This is a genomic window from Streptomyces sp. NPDC043896 (assembly GCF_056435605.1).
The window spans coordinates 156,058-173,634 of the sequence record NZ_JBWKEE010000008.1; the positions used below are offsets into that span (position 1 = coordinate 156,058).

Here is a 17,577-nt window from a genome sequence, read left to right on the forward strand (position 1 = left end):
TGGAGGCGATGCCGGACGCCGGGGGGACCGGGGCCTGTGCGGAGGCCGCACCGGAGCCCGCGCGGCGCGGGACGGCAAGGGGGCTGAACGGTGAGCGGGTGGCGTGGTACCGGACCCTCCGGCCGGACACGGCACGGAGGCGGCGGCCGGCGGGCCACCGGGGGCGACCGGGTTGGTCGCGCGGTGCGGCGGAGGGCGAACCGGAGGTCCGCCGGTCAATGCGGGGAATGCGAGGAGACCGGGAAGACCGGGGAGACCGGAGCGGACGGATCGGCAGGATCCGGGGTCCACCCGGGCACGCGCGGCTTCTGCCGGTGCCCGGGTGCCGCGGGGCGGGGGCGGCGGGTGCCGGGCGCCGGGCGCTGGTGACGGCGTACTCACCGAACCGCGCCCGGCCGTCGCTCCCCGGTCGGGACCGGGGCTACGGGACCGTCATCCGGCCGGGTCGTAGATCCGCTCGTCCTGCGGCGTGCCGGCGGCGTCGTAGAGCGCCTCGAGCGCGTCGGGCGCGTAGACCTCGTAGTCGGGAACGATGCCGCCGATCAGGCCGAGCATCTTGTCGGTCCACTCCTGCGTCTTGCTCATCGCCTCCATCGTCGCCCGGAAGAACGGCGGGAGTTCGGTGAGTTCGCCGAGGGTCGTCGTGAAGTCGTAGACGCCGGCGCTCTCCTCGTCGCGGAGCTTGTTGTACTCGGCCAGCGCCTCGTCCATCGGCCGTTCACCGGCCAGGCCCTGGTGGACGCGCTCGGCGAGGAGCTCACCGTGCAGGAAGCTGTCGGTGATGCCCCATCCGGTGTAGGGGTCCTTGTGGTAGCCGGCGTCGCCGACGAGCGCCCAGCCCGGGCCGTACGCGCGGCGGTAGTAGTTGTCCGGGTAGCGCATGGGCCTGAAGGCCTCTTCGCGCTTGCCCTGGTCGCGCAGCTGTATGCCCATCTCCGGGGCGACGTCGTCGAACACGCCCTGGAAGCCGGCCTCGACGTCCTGGCGGAACTCCTTGAGCTGGCGACGCGTGAGGATGACGGCCAGCATGTTCAGGCCGTCGTTCGTGGGCCAGGTGCCGAACCACTTCTCGTTGAAGCCGGTCCTGTGGTGCAGGCCCCAGTCCTCGAGCCCGCTGTAGTACGAGTAGTAGATGAAGCCCGACGCGGGGCGCACGTTGTACAGCTCGGCGCCGACCTTCTTGGCGACCGTGGAGTGGAAACCGTCGGCACCGATGACGACGGTGGCGCGGAACTCCTGCTCCGGGCCGTCCCCTTCGCGTCCCCGCAGGCCCGTCACGCGGCCGTCGGTGAAGACGAGGTCGGACACGGTGAAGTTTTCGAGCACCTCGGCGCCGGCCCGGCGGGCGGCGTTGACGAGGATCTCGTCGAGCACGGTACGGCGCGGGCAGTAGACGGCGTCGATGCCGTCCACCGGGTCGGCGAACCCGTTGAGCTCGATGCCCCGGTAGGAGTAGTTCATCGTGCGGAGCGCCGGGGTCTTGGCGGCGATGATCTCGTCGAGCAGGCCCCACTCCTGGAGCCGCAGCAGACCCGCCTGGTGAATGTAGTGGGTCGACACCGTGTCGCTGGGGAAGGAGGCCCGGTCCACCACGAGGACCCGGTGCCCCTGTCGGGCCAGGTGCATGGCAACCGGTGATCCGGCACAACGGCCGCCCACCACAATGACGTCGTACATACGAGTCCCCTCAGATGGTTTGAGGTGCTGAAACGCCGAGATCAGCGGCATAAGCGTGGACTGAAGGCTATGAACACCCGGAGATGCCGGTCAAGCATCGGCAATGTGCGGGTAATGACGGAATCTCAATTCCCTGTCAACTGGATTATCCACCCCTCTTAATTTGCGTCCGACTTGCCCGGTATTGCTGGCAATATCCCGCTGAGAATGTGGCGTACATCACACTTACGATTCAAACCGGAGGCAATAATTCCATAAAGGATCCACGGGTATGCAAAATTGAATTCTTGCAGATTGAACCAATGGAACCCGCAGGCCGCCTTCCGTTTACACGGCACCTTTACCGTTCTTGATCAAATACCCGAGAAGCGCATCTGACCTGGAGCAACGGGAGCCTCGGGAGGCCATGGGCCCCGCCCGCTCCAAGCCCGCACCGCCCGGCCGCGGACTCAGCCGTCCGTCGGCGGCGCGTCGTGGTAGGGGTTGCGCGGTTGCCCGACGGGCTTCAGGGCACCGACCTCCATGGCCGGCACGGGGTCCTCGACGGAGACGTGCCCGGCCCGCCAGACGCCGGTGACCTCGACCCAGGTGTCGTTGCCGGGTGCTTCCGCGCCGTGCATCTCCACGTGCAGGGTCCGCGCGTCGGCCGCGCAGCAGCTGAGCTTCAGGCGGTTGAGGTACCAGGTGCCCGGGCTCTTGCCGGCGGAGACGAACCCCAGCAGCCGGACCTCGCGGCCGCCCAGGGTCTCCGGCGCGTGCACGGAGCGTCCGATGAACTCCCCCAGCGCCATGGGGGTCACCCGCGCGTCGGCCAGTTCCCCGTAGGCGCTCCGCTCGACGGCGGACGCGGCCCCGTCCCGCGAGGCCGTGAACGAGCCGAGCGCGGGCGGGGCGACGAACATCAGGGTGAGGGCGGGTACGGCCAGGAGCCAGGCGACGCGCGTCGCACCGCCGTGGCCGTGCCCGTGACCATGCCCGTGGCCGTGGCCGTCAGGCCCTTCCGTGTCGTCCTCCCCCGGAAGCTCCCGCAGGCGGCGCACCAGCTCGACTCCGAGCCCCGCGAAGCCCAGGGCGGCCAGCAGGAATCCGGACGCGACGAGGTACGGCCGCAGCCCTTCCTTGACATACCGGAGGTACACGTCGCTGCGCAGGGTGGTGTTCAGCAGGCCCGAGCCCGTCAGCACCAGCAGGAAGGGTGAACCGAGCCCGCTGAGCAGGCCCGGCCGCGCCGCGCGGGCGGAAGGCCGTCCGGTCACAGGAGAACGCCTCCGACGAGTACGCAGCACAGGATCGCCACGACGAACGTGGCGGCGCAGAACCGCACCGCGAACGCCCGTCCGAACGCCCCCGACTGCAGGGCGATCAGCTTCATGTCGACCATCGGGCCGACCACCATGAAGGCGAGGCGGGCGGTGGGCGAGAAGCCGGTGAACGAGGACGCGACGAACGCGTCCGCCTCCGAGCACACCGAGAGGAGCACCGCGAGCACCGCCGCCACGAGGACGCCCAGCCACGGAGCACCGGAGAAGGCCTCCAGGACGGACGGCGGTACGAGGACGTTGAAGGTCGCCGCGGCCATGGCGCCGACGACGAGGAAGCCGCCCGCCTGCAGGAAGTCGTGCTGCAGCCCGCGCCGGAAGGTCTCCAGCCGGCCCGCGCCGGACGTGTGCCCCGCGGGCCGCGCCGGCATCCGCAGCCACTCGTCGCGCCCCCACCGGATCCACAGCCAGCCCATGACGAACGCGGTGACGAGCGAGGCAGCGAACCGCGCGGCCACCATCTCGGGCCGGCCGGGGAACGCGACCGCCGTCGAGACGAGCACCACCGGGTTGACGGCGGGCGCGGCGAGCAGGAAGGTCAGGGCCGCCGCGGGAGCCACGCCCCGCCGCATCAGGCTGCCCGCGACCGGCACCGAGGCGCACTCGCACCCGGGCAGCACCACGCCGGCGGCACCGGCCACCGGAACGGCGAGGACGAGGTTGCGGGGCAGGATCCGGGAGAAGACCCGGGCGGGGACGAACGCGCCGATGGCCGCGGAGACGACGGTGCCGAGGATCAGGAACGGCACGCCCTGCATGACGATCGCCACCAGCACGGTGCGCCACGCCCCGAACGCCTCAAGCCCGAAACGCCGCTCCAGCCACGGCCCGGCGAGCACCGCGACCACGACGGCCTCGACCAGGAGCGACCCGGCCGTCGCCCGGCGCCCTCGCCCCGGGCCGCCCTCACCGCCCTGCGAGACGCGAGGCGGCGGTGGTGCCGTCACCGCACTCGCCGAACCCTCGACCACGCTGCGCCCCTCGTTCTCCGTCCTCCGGGGCACGGCGGAACGCGCCCGGCCCGCCCGGAGGTGACCGGCGCGAGCGGGCACAGACTAGCTCACGAAAATCATATTCATCTATCATCCGCTGATCGAGCGGAGCGGGAGGGCCGGCACGAACACCGCCCCACCCCCGAACCAGCGGCCCCACGCACCCGCCCCCTGGGCTTCGGGCGGGTCGGAGACGGGCACCTTCCGCCCCGCACCCGAGTCGACCGAACCGGCCCTGTGCGCCCGGGCGTTCCGGCACCGAGGATCCGTTGACCGGGAGCCGGGCTGCTGACGGTCCGGTAGATTCGGCGACACGACTGATCTTCAGGGGAGCGGCAGAATGCCGCGCGTGCGACACGGGGGCAGTGGGTGCGGAGCGGACACGCGCAGGACCGTCGGCGGGAGTCCCTGCTGGAGTGCTGGCGCGCGATCGAGCTGTTCAGTCCGCCGACCATTCCGGCGCTGCCCCGCCGGCGGCCCGCTGCGCGCTCCGGGCCGAGGGACGAGCACGTCATCGACCTGACGCCGGAGCCAGGCCGGGTACCACCGCTACTGCCGTGGGCTCCGGACCATCCGGAGACGGGGGCACGGCGTGCACCACACGGCCAGATGTGGCGCCACGAGGTCTACTGCGGGGTCTTCGACCTGGAGCTGCTCCGCCAGGCGATGATCGCGGTACTGCCCGCCGGGACCGATCCCGACCCCGGCGTGCCACAGACCGAGCTGGTGCTGTCGGGCCAGAGCGCGATGTTCGCGCTGGTCCTGGACGATGAGGGCCGACCGCTCGAAGACACGTCCGTGATCTCCGCGTGCGCCTGGGCGACCGGCCGCCTCTTCGATCCGGGGCCGTCCACACCTGGATGGCTCGACGGGTTCGAGGAGCTCGACGACGCGTTCGGCGGAGCGATCGACGAGCTCACGGCCGCTGCCATCCCTTACGGCCCCACCGCCCCCGCCGCCGGGACGGCGTACGAGCGGTGGCCCGGCACCGAGGGTGCGGCGGGAGCACATGGCGCGGCCGGCGGGGGCTGGCAACGGCTGCTCGCCGAGATCCTGGGCGGCGCTGCCGTCGGCGCGGTCGGGGCCCTGTTCGGGGAGGTTGCCGGCACCGCGCTGCAGGGCGCGGCGGAACCCCTGGTCCGCCGTGCCGCGGACTGGGTCGCGGCCCGCCGGACCGCGGAGGAGCAGGTGGAGTCCGGGCGGCCGGACGCCGCCGGGGGCGTTCCCGAGGGAGCGTCGGCCGACGCTGCTGACACCTCCGCGGATCACGGGGCCGGCGCCGGTCCCCGGGCCCTGGGGTTCGCGGATCTGGTCGCCCTGACCGCGCAGATCTCCGACCTGTGCGGGGTGCAGGACCACCTGCGGCCGCGGGTGATCCGGGTGCGCAGCAGGCTGGTCCACCGCCCGCGGGACCCGCAGGCGAAGGCCGCCGCCGCAGCGCCGTTCCTGAACAGTCTGCTCCCGCCCGATCTGGCCCGGGTGTCCGCGGCCCTCGGCAAGGGCGTCGGCCCGGCGCTGGGGGCCTACCTGACCGAGTTCGACGCCGTCGCCGTGGAAGTGCGGACGGACGTGCGCCTGGAGCGCGGGGTCGTCCTGGAAGGGGTGGCTCCGGACCTGGTTCCGGCTGGCCGCTGGCCCGCGCCGGCGGATCGCCCGCTCGCGCTGAGCCAGCAGTTCGCGGTCGACCGCATGCTGGCCGACCGGGCGGGTACCGAGGGCGGGATGTTCTCCGTGAACGGCCCGCCGGGCACGGGCAAGACCACGATGCTGCGCGACCTGGTGGCCGCACTGGTCGTCGAGCGGGCGGCGGTGCTGGCCACCTTCGACCGGCCCGGGCAGGCGTTCACCGGTCCGGCGTGGCGGGGCAGGGACCGCCAGGGCAGGCACGCCCGGTTCGTGTCGCGGCTCGACCCGCGGCTGACCGGGTTCGAGATCGTCGTGTCCTCCTCCAACAACGGTGCCGTGGAGAACATCACCGCCGAACTGCCCGGCATCGACGCGCTCGGCCCGCACTGGCGGGCCGGCGCCGACCACTTCTCCGACCTCGCCTCCGCACTCCTCGGCGGGCCGGCCTGGGGTCTGGTCGCTGCGGTGCTGGGCAACAAGACCAACCGCAAGGAGTTCGGCGACCGGTTCTGGTGGGGCCGGCTCCCCAAGAAGGAGACCGACGCCCGTTCCGCCGCAGGGCTGCCGCCGCTGCGCGGCATGCGGGATGTCCTGAGCGACTGGATCCCGCCCAAGCCGCAGCCCCGTGGCCGTGGTCCCGTCACCCCGGCGGACGGGGCCGCGGCCGCCGGGCCCGCCCGGCCCGTGCCGTCGTGGACCGATGCCGTCGCCGCGTTCCGTGCGGCCCGGGCCGAGGTCGAGCGGCTGCGCGCCGGGCGCACCCGGCTGGCCTGGGCCCTGGCCGCCGTCGAGTCCCCGTCGGCCGGGCAGCGGATCGCGGACCTGGAGGCCTCCGTGTCCCGGGCCGATCGGCAGGTCGCCGCCGCCACCACGGTCCTGGACCGGGCCGGCGCCGCCACCGCCGCCGCCCGGGCCGCCGTCGCGGCGGCCGAGGCCGGACACCGGACGGCCTCCGAGCACGTGCCGCGCGCCCGCGGGGAGCTGGCCACCGCCCGCGCGGACCTGGCGGCCGCCCGTGAACGGGCCGCGCACCACCGCGAGTACGTGACCGCGCTCACCGCCCGCCACGACGCGCCCCCGGCCGTCGAGCGGGGCCTGCGCGGCGGGCTGCGCCGCCTGCTGCAGAGCACGGCCGCACGGCAGGCCGCCGAACGGCAGCGGGAGCACACCCAGGCCGAGATCGCCCACCTGCTCGTCCAGCAGCGCGCCGCGCTCGAGGACTCCCTGGAGCGGGTCGCCGCGGCGGTGCGCGCCGAGTCCCTGGCCGCCGACCGGCACTCGCGGTCCGGGACCGCCGTCGACGCTGCCGCTGCCGGTCTCACCGCGGCCCTCGACCATGAGCGCGCCGCGAGCGCGCGGGAGGCCGCGGCAGCCACCGCCCTCCGGCACTCCCGGCAGGCCGCCGACTCGTTCCGCCGCGACCTGCGGGTCGCCGTGAGCGAACTCGACGGCCGCCACCGCGAACTGCGGGAGGCGGCCCGGACGCTGCGGTCCCTGCCGCTCGGCTGGCAGCACCTCGGCGAAGCCGAGCAGGAGTTGGGCTCGCCCTGGTCCGACGAGGCATGGTCCACCGCGCGCAGCGACCTGTTCCTGCGCGCCCTCGACCTGCACCGCGCCTTCGTCGCCGGGGCCGCGAAAAGGGTCCGCGGCAACCTCCAGGTCCTGATGGAGCTGATGGCCGGCACCAACGGACACGTCCCCGACGAGGAGGTCGAGTGCGCCTGGCAGACCCTCTTCCTGCTGGTGCCCGTCGTCTCCACCACGTTCTCCTCCGTCGGCAGCATGTTCGCCCGCCTCGGCCGGGAGTCGATCGGCTGGGTCCTCGTCGACGAGGCCGGGCAGGCCACTCCGCAGGCCGCCGTCGGCGCGTTGTGGCGGGCCCGCCGTGCCGTGCTGGTCGGCGATCCGCTCCAGCTCGAACCCGTCGTCACCATGCCCACGGCCCTCCAGCGCCGGCTGCTGCGCGCCTACGGCGTCGACGAGCACTGGCTGCCCTCGGCCACCTCCGCCCAGGCCGTAGCCGACCGGACCAACCGCTACGGCACCTACCTGCCGGCCCCGGGCACCGACGACGAGCACGTCTGGGTGGGCTCGCCGCTGCGGGTGCACCGCCGCTGCGAAGAGCCGATGTTCACGGTCAGCAACGAGGTCGCGTACGGCGGCCTCATGGTCCACGGCACCAGACACGAGGCGTTCCCCGATACGGAACGGGACGGCCTGCTGCCCAGCCGGTGGCTCAACACGGACGATCCGAACCGCCCGTCCGACGCAGCGTGGGGCGAACGCGACCGCCGCGCCTTCGAGTTCGTCCTCGACCACTTGCACCGGCAAGGCGTCGGTGTCGAGCGCGTGCGCGTCATCGCCCCCTTCCGGGCCCTCGTCGCCGAATGCCAGAAGGTCTGCCGCGGCCGTGAGGGCTGGACGTCCGAGCTGATCCAGGAGCGCTGCGCCACCGTCCACCGGGCGCAGGGCAAGGAAGCCGACGTCGTCGTCCTCGTGCTCGGCGGCGGTCGGCCCGGCGCCCGCGACTGGGCGGCCCGCACCCCCCACCTGCTCAACGTGGCCGCGAGCCGCGCCAAACGCCGCCTCTACGTCGTGGGCGAGCGCAGCCTGTGGGCCCCGCTCCCGCACTTCGACGTCCTCGCCTCCGAGCTGACGGAGTTCCACCACCTCCGCGACCGCGCCACCTGGCCGCCGGATACCGCGTAACCGCCGACGAATCGGCGCTGACTCCAGCCGGTCGTGCACGGGAAGGATCGGTTACCCCGAAGATGGTCCTTCCTGAGCCTCTGCCAGCCCCTCCGGCTGACGATCACCACCGGACCGGCCTCGTCCCTCGGCGGGTCTCGGCCGATCCACCTGCCTCGCAAAACCGCAGGTCAGCGCACCCGTCCGCGCGGCTTCAGGCGCGTGGGCGGGAGCTCCGGAGCGGGGATCGGAGGACCGTCGTAGCCCTTCACTTCGCCGAAACGATCGCCCTCCATCCAGTCCTGGCGGGCCTGCACGATCTCCTCGTTGGAGCGGCCGATCCAGTTCCAGAACCATTGGATCTCTGAGTATTTCCCCAGGTCAGAGCGCTGCGAGCCCCTGGAAGTCAGTAAAAGTCAGCATCAGCGCCTCTCCTAACGGAACGCTTCTGCGAAACGCGACTACGCATTCCCTGCCGCTTACCCGTGGAAGCAAGCATCCACGGGCACCCGTCTGCCTCTCGTGGTCCTTCAACGCTTGAGCTCAGCGTTGGTGTCACCAGCAGCCTGGGCGCGCGCGATAGCTCCTCCGACGCCCTATGCGCCCCGGCCCGGCACGAAGCCTGACCGTCTCCTCCGTGACCGACGACGGCATCGACAGACTTCCTGCGCGACCTGTCCGACGGCTTGCGCTGATGTCCTCCGGTCCTCAAAATCGACAATCCCGTCGCAGGCAACGTGCACATTGGCGGCCGGACCTGCTTCTCGTGCCGCCCTACTCCAACTTGGGCGCGCCTGTCGCCTCCCGAGACACCGAAGTGCAACCAGTCCTCATGTACTCCGCAGCTCGCTGCGATTCCCCTGACCCCTCCGATTGCCCTCCGAAGGCTCTGGATCCGGCGCTAAGGACGGTCAGCGGGCGAGTCAGGCCGTGGACCCGCGGGACGGTTCGGAGATGCAGCACCCGCTCCTCGCCGCTGTCGCCGCAGCAACTTCTCGACGATTCCGAACGTGTACACGGGTGAGTCGTGAGAGGTTATCCTGCGGTATGCGGCCGCGAATGGGGGCGAACATGCTGTTCGAAGAGCTGACGGCACTGGCAACAGAAGGCGGACAGGCAGTGGTCCGGTCCGTGGGCACCGCGTTCTGGCCCGTGACGCAGCGTCGCACCGCGGAGTTGGTCGGCCGCGGTGATGCCGAGCGCGTGAGGGCGGAGATCGTGCGGCTCGATCGCACCGCCCAAGCCCTGACACTCCCGCCGTCAGGCGATGCTGGCGCGGAACGGGCGCGGCAGGAAGGGCTATGGGCTGGACGGTTCGAGGCTCTGCTGGGCCACCTCGAGGGGACCGAACAGTCTGGTGCAGCAGCAGAGTTGCGCGCGCTCCTTGCGTCCCTCACCGCCTGCGTCGCCGACATGGCCATCGACACCGGCAACGCGACGGCCCGCGATGGCGGCAGCGCCATCACCGGAATTCGAAACGCCGGCGGTAGCCGTCCCGGCCCGTCGAGGGTCGCGCGCACCGGAGACGCCGAGGCCACCGGACCTTCCTGCGCCGTCACCGGAATCATCAACGAATAGGCCGTCCCCAGGACAGCCAGGCGCCTCATGCAGAGCATTTCGCGCATTCTATACGCACTGGCATCGCTCCCCGGAACTCATCACCGAGCCCCCGTTAAGCGGCAATCAGCTTTTGAGAAACCTGCTGCCTCGTCTACCTCTGCAACGTGGCCTAGCAGCGAGATCTTCTGGCCGACATAGGCGCGTTGGCCGACCACAGTGAGGGCGGCACCAAAGCCGGTGTAACCGAAATTCCTCTTACTGCCGTCCTCCTCCTTACTCACCAAGGACTACCCTTCTCGACTATGGCATATATCCGTCGAGCCTTGGGAGTGTTCGAGAACGTCATGGGCGAGGACTATCGCTATAAGCTGTCCTCGCAACACCCTTACTACGCCTATCTGTCGGTGCGCGATCCGGCGCGATCGGTACAGCTGTTGGAGCGGGCGCTGCGGGACAGCTAGCGGGTGCGGGACAAGGAGTTCCGGTCATAGCGGCGTCCGCATCAGACTCGACGCAGTCGCCGATCGCAACGGACAACGAGGTAAATCATGGCTGGGCTCACCCATCACCCCCCCGCTCGCCGACACAGCCCTCCCCTCCCGCCGGCTGCAGCAGTGCTTGAACTTCCGCCCCCGCCGCATCATGCATGGACACGGCGCATTCCTGCGTGGCCGCACCACCGCGAACGGCACGGCTGCGCCAACAGCCTGCCCGAGGAGGATGGCGCGCTCAAGGTATGTGGGGTCGTCCGCCACCATACCCGGAAGGTTGCGGCCAGCGATGACGATCAGCGAGCCGTGGTGGGCCTGCTCGTACCAGTGAGGTAAGAAGTTGAGCGGCAGCCCCGGCAGGAGGTCGCCGTGAGGGCTGCTGAGGGTCATTTTGTTGTCGACCAGGCGGGCCTGGAGGTCCCGGCCGGGGACGGGTGGCAGGTCGCGGAAATCAAGGGGCTTGCCGCCGTTATTGGTGTACAGGGTGCGCAGGTTGGTGAAGCCCGACTCCAGGAAGAGCCGGAGGATGACGTCCTCGATGCGGCGGCTGCCGTTGATCGCTCCCCAGCCGCCGTGGCAGTCGAGGACGATTCCGGCGCGGTCACCGCCGAAGAGGATGCACTCGGCGTCGAAGCGATCCGGGGAGCGATCGGGGGCCGGGCCGGTGAGTTCGATCACGTCGGACAGGTGGCAGTGGGAGTGCGCGAGCCGGACCATCAGTTGGTGGATGTCCGGGTGGCGGAGGTAGAGGAGTTCGGCCTCGCCGGACTCGTCAATGATCAGATTGCACACAGTGCAGTACTGCCTGGAGGTGGCAAACCGAAGCGTGAGCGACTCCAGATCGAATGCGGCCAGCGCCTGCCGCACGGTGTCGGAGATCCGCACGCTGCGCAGCCGGGGCAGGGCAGGGGACGGCACCACGGCGTCGTCGCGACCGCCCCGGAGGACGCGAGCGCGGAGTGATTCGAGGACACACAGGTCGACCGGGCCGCCGCCCACGAGCTCCACGGGGCTGGGCACGGTGCCATCCGGGTCCGTCTCGTGGTGGAGTGCACTCAGGAAGACCAGGGTCTCCCCCGCCTCCGCCCAGTTGCCGAGTGCTTGGTGAAGCACGAAGGCCTGCCGGGCGCGGGAACGCGCGGCCTTTGATGCATGGACGGCCTTCTCGGCACGGGCCAGGTTGAACAGGCAGGTGGCGCGCAGGGGGCCGTCATCGAGACGTTCGCTGATCTCCAGGGCCGTGCGGAAGGACGCGGCTGCAGCAGGGTGGTCGCCGGTCTTGGCATGGCAGGCACCGAGGTTGCTGTGCAGGGATGCCAGCACAGTGTCCATGCCGAGCTTTTCGGCGAGCGGGATGTTCTTGGTCAGAAGGGCGACCGCTTCGTCCCGATTGCCAGTATGCAGCATGCAGCCTGCAGCCTGCGCGCGGGCGGAGAGGAGAACATGGAGATCTCTGTGCTCGGCAGCGGCCCGCGCGGTCTGTTCGTACTGATCGGCAGCTTCGGCCCACCGCCCGGCCCGTGCGTGGATATTACCCAGTGCCATCCGGCAGTGCAGGACGCCGTTGACGTCGTCGTGCCGCTCGCAGTCGTTGAGTGCCCTGGTGATCGCGGACAGGGCTTCGGTATGCAGGCCCCGTCGCGAGTGGAGGACGGCCAAGGCGCATGTCGCCCGGGCCCGGGTACTGGGGGAGGCGACATCGCTGAGGCCGGAGACCACGGACCGCAGCATGCGGCCGCCATTCTGCCACTGACCCGCGACGACCAGGGCTTCGCCCAGAGCCGCCCGCACCTGGGCAAGTACCCGACTCTCGTCCGTGGCGGCGAGAGCCTGCTCCGCTTCGGTCAGTAGGCGGACGGTGTCTCCGATCCTCCCGCGGTGCCACAGCAACTGGGCTCGCTTCTGCAGGACATCTGCCTGGAGAACTGGGCTGCCGGACTCCTGGGCCATGTCCGACGCGACCTTGAACTGCGACTCCGCCGTGTCGTAGTGCCCGATGCCGCCACTGTACGAGGCGAGATAGGTCAGGGAGCGCGCCGCATGCTGATGGTCGCCGATTCCGATAGCGAGCTCGGCGCACTGCGCCAGGTACGTCGCGGCCCGGTCGAGGTCAGCTCGGTGCGCGGCAACCTCACCGAGCCGAAACAACGCCCGAACCTGGCCCTGCACGTCACCCGTCTCCTGATGGATGGACAGGGCAGCCTCGAGCGGCTCGGCCGGAGCCGACCCCGGCCGGGCGCTGGCCGGGATCTCCGCGAGGTCCATCAGCGCCCACGCCTCCCACTCCCGGCTGCCGATGGCCCGTGCCCGTTCGATGTCCCGGACGGACTCCTCCGCCGCCTCCACCACTCGTCCCGTGCTGCTCAGCAGTCTGGCGATCGACCGGGTGGCAAGCATCTCGCCAAAGCCGCTGCTCCGGCTCAGGTCCCGGCTGTTGCGCAGGTAATTCTCGGCCCGGCGGGTCTGTCCGACCGCCAGGTACGCCTTGCCCAGGTTCCCTAGGGCGAGCACGAGTGCCTGATGATGCCCGACGGTCCGCCAGTAGCACAGTCCGCTTCGCAGGTACTCAATGGCGTCGCGGGGGCGGCCCAGGTTGATCAGCAGCGTCCCCAGGCCGAGCTGCGCCATGAACAGATGCTCGGCATCGTTGGCCGCGCGCGCCGTTTCGGCGCAATGGTTGTACAGATCCACCGCATCCTGGCTCTCGCCGAGGTGCCCGGCAACCACAGCCCGGTTGTGCAGCGCGGTGGCCGTCCAGTTAGCGTGTCCGGCCAGCTCCCCGGCCTCTTGTACACACTGGTAGACGCGGTCCAGCTCCTTCCAGTGGCTGGCCACCCGCAGATGCTCGGTAAGCACGAAGGCGAGAAGCAATAGGTGGTCCCAGGCCTCGTACTGCCGGGCCATTTCGACGAGAGCGACCGCGCCCGGACGGTCCGCGTCCAGCGACCGCAGCGCTTCGGTACTACTTTCGGCAGGGACGGTTGCCTCCTCGTCCAGGAAACCGATCGCATCGGTTGACGACCTCACGCGGACGGCTGTGACGAGACAGGCGTGACGAACGACATCCGCCCGTTGCGTTCCCGACCACGGCGCGGACGTCAGCCGGGCGAAGCGGTGCTGAATTTCGTGCATCACGAATCGGTCGTCGTCGATCTGCTCGATGAGGCTGAGCTCGACCAGCGAGTCGAGGAGCGCGGCCGTATCCGTGAGGTTGTCGTCGTCGACCTCGTCCAGCGGAGGCTGTGCGATGGCCGCTGCTACGACATCGATAGTGAACGACATGTGCGGCAGGACGCCGAGAGCGGAGAAGACCTGCGCCTGGTCGCGTTCGAGCGCGTCGAAGCTCTGCTGGAACACAGGCTGCAGCGCGGTCTGGCCGGCGACGAGAGCCTTGACGCTGCGGTCGGGGTTGGTGATCTCGGACAGGTAGCGGTCGGCGTTCACGCGGGGCCGGCGGGCCAGATGCGCCGCGGCGATGTGCAGGGCGAGCGGGTGACCGGCACACGCCGCAGACAGCGCGGCCGTCTGCTCGCCTGTCAGCCTGCCGGGGCCGGCAACCGACCGTACGAGCTCCTCGCTGGGCGCGGCCGGTAGTGGACCGAGGTCGATGAGGCGGACCAGGCCGCTGAGCCCGCTGAGCTTGATGCGGCTGGTCCCCACCAGCGCGAACGGGCCGTCGACGGAGAGGATCTCAAGGAGCGCCTCCTCTGAGACGATGTCGTCGACGAGCAGGAGGACGCGCTTGTCGGCGAGCGTCGTCCGTAGCAGCGCCAGCTGCTGGTCACGGCGGTCCGGCAGAGGAGGCTCGGGAGGAATGAGCACGTGAAGTATCGATGACACGAGGTCCGTGGAGCCGGTCGACAGCGCGAGATTGATGTGGAACTGGCCGTCCGGGTACCGCTCCGCAGCCAGCCGAGATATGCGCAGGGCGACGTCGCTCTTCCCGATGCCAGGAGCGCCGGTCACCACAACCGCCGCCCGATCGCCGCCCTCCCCGCGCCGCAGCATGTCTAGGCCTGCGGCGATCTCCGCCTCGCGCCCGAACAGGCGCGGGCGCCGTTCGCCGGGCAGGACGGAGTCCTGTACTGAGCGGGATTGTAAGGACGGCAGTGTCACACGGACGTCGCCCGCCACGTACCCCGTGATTGCCACCCCACCGTACGAGGCGTACGCCGCCCCCGTCGCCCTGACCGAGACGGAGCCGGGTGCGCTGGCCGCCGTCGCCTCACTGAGTCCGGTGATCGCAGTGCCGCCGTCCAGCGCGCGGGCGTCGCCGCTGTCCCGCACCTCCGCGCCCGGCCGTGCGTCGCCCGATCTGTTCTCGTCCGCCATCAACCCGCTCCCCCGAGACTAGCTGTAGTCAATCCCGGTACCGGCACTGCTGCCAGACCCGTCAGCCGTCGCGTCACCAGTCCGATCCACCCGCGCCGATCCCGTGCCCGCCCCACCGGGCCTGCGGATCCCGGTGTGCGCCGACCCACCACCGGACGCCTTCGCCTGGCCGGAATCCGTGGCCGAGTTCCCCTGCCGCGGCTGCAACCACGCCCACACGAGCGCTGCGACTCCGGTGCCGACCTGCAACGACGCCCCGACCAACTCCCCAGTCCCTGGGCCGGTCAGCAACCACACCATCGGCGTAGCCGTGATGCAGGCCACCCCGACCACGATCAGCATGATCTTCCACGGCTGTGTCACACCGTCCCGCCTTCCCCCTGGCCAGCCATTCCGCAGGTATAGCAAGGACGTTCATGCCGTTGCCACTGGTTCCGGCGGTCCGGGTTGCCCGCGGTCGCACCTCGAGCGAGCCGTGCGAAGGTGAACAGGGGGTCGGATCGCTCACTCGTGGCTCACTGTGCAGCGTGCTCCACGTGAGCGCGTCCGGATGCGCCAGGGATGCCAGCTGCCCGCCGACGTGCCGCAGTGCGCGCTCCCTGCCACGCCGGGGCTCGTTAGGCCATCCTGGTGACATGGCGACCCTCCCGAAGGCTCCATGCCCTTCTTGCTCCGTTCCGCACGCCTTGCTGCCTACCAAACGGATCGGGTACGGATCGGTCAAGGACCACAAGATCGAGCCCCGGTCATTGGTGCTGTGTCCGGGCAGCATGGTTCACGTTGCTTATGCCGAGGCGCGAGCCTGGCAGCTCGAGTTCGAGCGCGCACGGCAGGAGGCAGCGGCGCCGGCCGCGGTGGAAGAAATGCTCTTCGAGGGATGATGCCGTGAGTGACGGAGAGGCGTCGCCGACTGGCAATGCTGGTCCTGAGCGTCGCGTTGCCGGGGCCGTTGTGGTTCATGAAGGCCGAGTACTGCTCGTACGGCGACGGGTTGTAGAGGGCCAACTCTCATGGCAGTTCCCGGCGGGCAAAGTCGAACCGGGTGAGTCCTTCGATGAGACCGCCGTCCGCGCGACAAAGGAGGAGGCCGGCCTGGACGTGGCCGTCGTTGGCCAGCTGGGCGAGCGGATCCATCCGATCACCGGTAGGCATGTGTCGTACACCGCCTGCGAAGTAGTCGGCGGGACCGCGCATGTGGCGGACGCTGATGAAATCGCTGAGGTCGCGTGGGCGACCCTCTCCGAGATCCCACGATACGTCCCGTACGGACTCTTCGAGCCGGTCCAGCGATACCTGGACGCTGCCCTTCAACCTTGACCGCGGCTACCAGGACGCGATTCGCTGCTGTTTGATCACGCCCGCACGTCGGAGACCTTGAACTGGATTCCACCAACGTCCATCCCCGCCTCTTGCCGTGGCCTCCCACCGCACCGGACCACAAGGCCGAAAGCCGGTCAGTAGAGCCACACCAGCGGGACCGGACCTCGGCGCCGTCACTCGATCGGCGAAAGCCGCGCCATAGCGCTGAGACGTACGACAGGCTGGTGCGGTACGCATTCGGCATCCCGAGGCAGGAGCTCACGAGCGTGTCCGCGAGCGTTGCAGCACATGACCAGGCACCCCTTCCCACGGCACACGACGTGCCATTGGGCCCGCTGGCGGGAATGGACGTACCGCTGTGGCACACGGCGAGCGGCTCGGTGCTCCATCTGTCGGCGGAGTGCGGGGCGTTCCGTACTTCTCCCCAGCGGGCTGACGTCAGCCTGCGGGTGCCGGATCGTGGCAGCATGGCCGACGTTCCGGAGCCCGGGGGGTGCCGGCGTTGCCCCAACCCGTTCCCCGACTACTACACGCAGGCCCGCCGTCTGATCTCACGCATGGAGGAACTGGCGACACTCGCGGGCCGGCTCTCCTCCAGGCATGACCTGGAGGCGTACTGCGACGTCCTCACGTTCGGGATCCACGGTCCGGACTGGAGCAACCCGAAAGACGCCCACCGCCTCCTACGGAAGCCGCTCTCAGCACTGGGCGCTGCGCGTGATCGGTTGGCAGAACTCCATGCCGACGCCTACCGCAACGGGAAGGCTCAGGAAGAGCTGCTCCTGATCGGGACGGCCGCGCTCCTCGACTCCGACTTCCGACGCCGCCGGCCCGGGAAGTTCCGGCTGCCCTGGCAGGAGACCTGGGAGGAGATCTGCGAGCGGGCCCTTGACGCGCAGGAGGTGAAGGCCTCGTCATCGGGCACGGCACGCTATGGCTACCAGTCCGGCTTCGACCGATGGTGCGAGAGCTGGCTCAACGCCCTGATGCGTCTCACTCCTGCCGAGCAGAACGACCACGCCTCCCCAGTCGCGGCACGTTGGGCGCGCGCGTACGCCGCCCTGGAGCGTTCGATCAAGCGCGACCTACAGGACGAACCGTGGGTGGTCAGGCTGACCGATCAACTGCACCACGCGGGGCGCGGAATGGTCACCGGCATCGCCGCTTCCATGGCCGAACCGGTGGTCGTGGCCTACGACGGACGCGAGGGGATCGATCTTCCGTGGCCGGCCCAGTACCTCCTCTGGACCCAGTATCCAGGCGGTGTCCGCCCGGCCGGCTCCAGCCAACACCGTCTGACGGCAGTCCCCCGGCTCTTCACCCTCCTTGATGGTCTCTCGCGCCGATCCCTGCGGTTGATCAGCGACACCGAGTGGCACGACTCGCCCCCCGTGTACCAAGAAGCCATCGACAACGTCCCCAAGGCCGCGTTCTCGCCCGACGCCCACTGTTGGTGGAACACCCAAGCAGCCGGGCGGCTCCCCCACTTCCTGTCCATGGCGCGCACAGACGCCGCCTCCGCGCGGCAACAGGCACAACGCGAACAGGCACCTTGGCGGTGAGGCGGCCACA

Annotated in this window: 10 protein-coding genes and 1 pseudogene; 6 read left to right on the plus strand and 5 right to left on the minus strand. The window is 70.3% G+C overall.

The window, feature by feature from the left end; translation table 11 throughout:
• Positions 1-432: 432 nt before the first annotated feature.
• The 3 genes from AC069X_RS14125 to AC069X_RS14135 all read right to left on the minus strand — a co-directional run bounded on the left by AC069X_RS14125 (position 433) and on the right by AC069X_RS14135 (position 4,000).
• Positions 433-1,626 carry an NAD(P)/FAD-dependent oxidoreductase gene (locus AC069X_RS14125; protein WP_478728427.1) on the minus strand — a complete coding sequence of 398 codons (1,194 nt, stop codon included), beginning with the start codon at positions 1,624-1,626 and terminating at the stop codon, positions 433-435.
• Positions 1,627-2,126: 500 nt separating this feature from the next.
• Positions 2,127-2,933 carry a TIGR03943 family putative permease subunit gene (locus tag AC069X_RS14130; protein ID WP_478728429.1) on the minus strand — a complete coding sequence of 269 codons (807 nt, stop codon included), beginning with the start codon at positions 2,931-2,933 and terminating at the stop codon, positions 2,127-2,129.
• On the minus strand, positions 2,930-4,000 hold the full coding sequence (locus tag AC069X_RS14135) for a permease (protein ID WP_478728431.1): 1,071 nt from the start codon (positions 3,998-4,000) through the stop codon (positions 2,930-2,932). Before AC069X_RS14135 ends, AC069X_RS14130 begins: the two co-directional genes overlap by 4 nt.
• A 597-nt stretch (positions 4,001-4,597) precedes the next feature.
• Between AC069X_RS14135 and AC069X_RS14140 the strand changes: the two genes are divergently transcribed.
• On the plus strand, positions 4,598-8,323 hold the full coding sequence (locus tag AC069X_RS14140) for a DEAD/DEAH box helicase (protein WP_478728433.1): 3,726 nt from the start codon (positions 4,598-4,600) through the stop codon (positions 8,321-8,323).
• A gap of 170 nt (positions 8,324-8,493) precedes the next feature.
• Here the strand turns inward: AC069X_RS14140 and AC069X_RS14145 are convergent.
• Positions 8,494-8,667: pseudogene (locus AC069X_RS14145) on the minus strand (pirin family protein); the annotation flags it as partial.
• A gap of 706 nt (positions 8,668-9,373) precedes the next feature.
• On the opposite strand from AC069X_RS14145, the gene AC069X_RS14150 reads away from it, so the two are divergent.
• The gene (locus AC069X_RS14150) at positions 9,374-9,880 is read left to right on the plus strand and encodes a hypothetical protein (RefSeq protein WP_478728435.1); all 507 of its coding nucleotides are present in this window, start codon (positions 9,374-9,376) and stop codon (positions 9,878-9,880) included.
• Between the two features lie 311 nt (positions 9,881-10,191).
• A complete protein-coding gene (locus AC069X_RS14155; protein WP_478728437.1) occupies positions 10,192-10,323 on the plus strand; it encodes a hypothetical protein in 132 nt (43 codons plus the stop codon).
• Between the two features lie 24 nt (positions 10,324-10,347).
• Here AC069X_RS14155 and AC069X_RS14160 read toward each other — a convergent pair whose 3' ends face one another.
• Positions 10,348-14,685 (minus strand): tetratricopeptide repeat protein, encoded by a 4,338-nt coding sequence (locus tag AC069X_RS14160; RefSeq protein ID WP_478728439.1) that lies wholly within the window; start codon positions 14,683-14,685, stop codon positions 10,348-10,350.
• 635 nt (positions 14,686-15,320) lie between these two features.
• Between AC069X_RS14160 and AC069X_RS14165 the strand changes: the two genes are divergently transcribed.
• The 3 genes from AC069X_RS14165 to AC069X_RS14175 all read left to right on the plus strand — a co-directional run bounded on the left by AC069X_RS14165 (position 15,321) and on the right by AC069X_RS14175 (position 17,567).
• Entirely contained in the window at positions 15,321-15,566 is a 246-nt protein-coding gene (locus AC069X_RS14165) for a hypothetical protein (protein ID WP_478728441.1), read from the plus strand.
• A 4-nt stretch (positions 15,567-15,570) separates the two neighbouring features.
• On the plus strand, positions 15,571-16,002 hold the full coding sequence (locus AC069X_RS14170) for an NUDIX hydrolase (RefSeq protein WP_478728443.1): 432 nt from the start codon (positions 15,571-15,573) through the stop codon (positions 16,000-16,002).
• Between the two features lie 347 nt (positions 16,003-16,349).
• Positions 16,350-17,567 (plus strand): hypothetical protein, encoded by a 1,218-nt coding sequence (locus AC069X_RS14175; protein ID WP_478728444.1) that lies wholly within the window; start codon positions 16,350-16,352, stop codon positions 17,565-17,567.
• Positions 17,568-17,577: the final 10 nt, after the last annotated feature.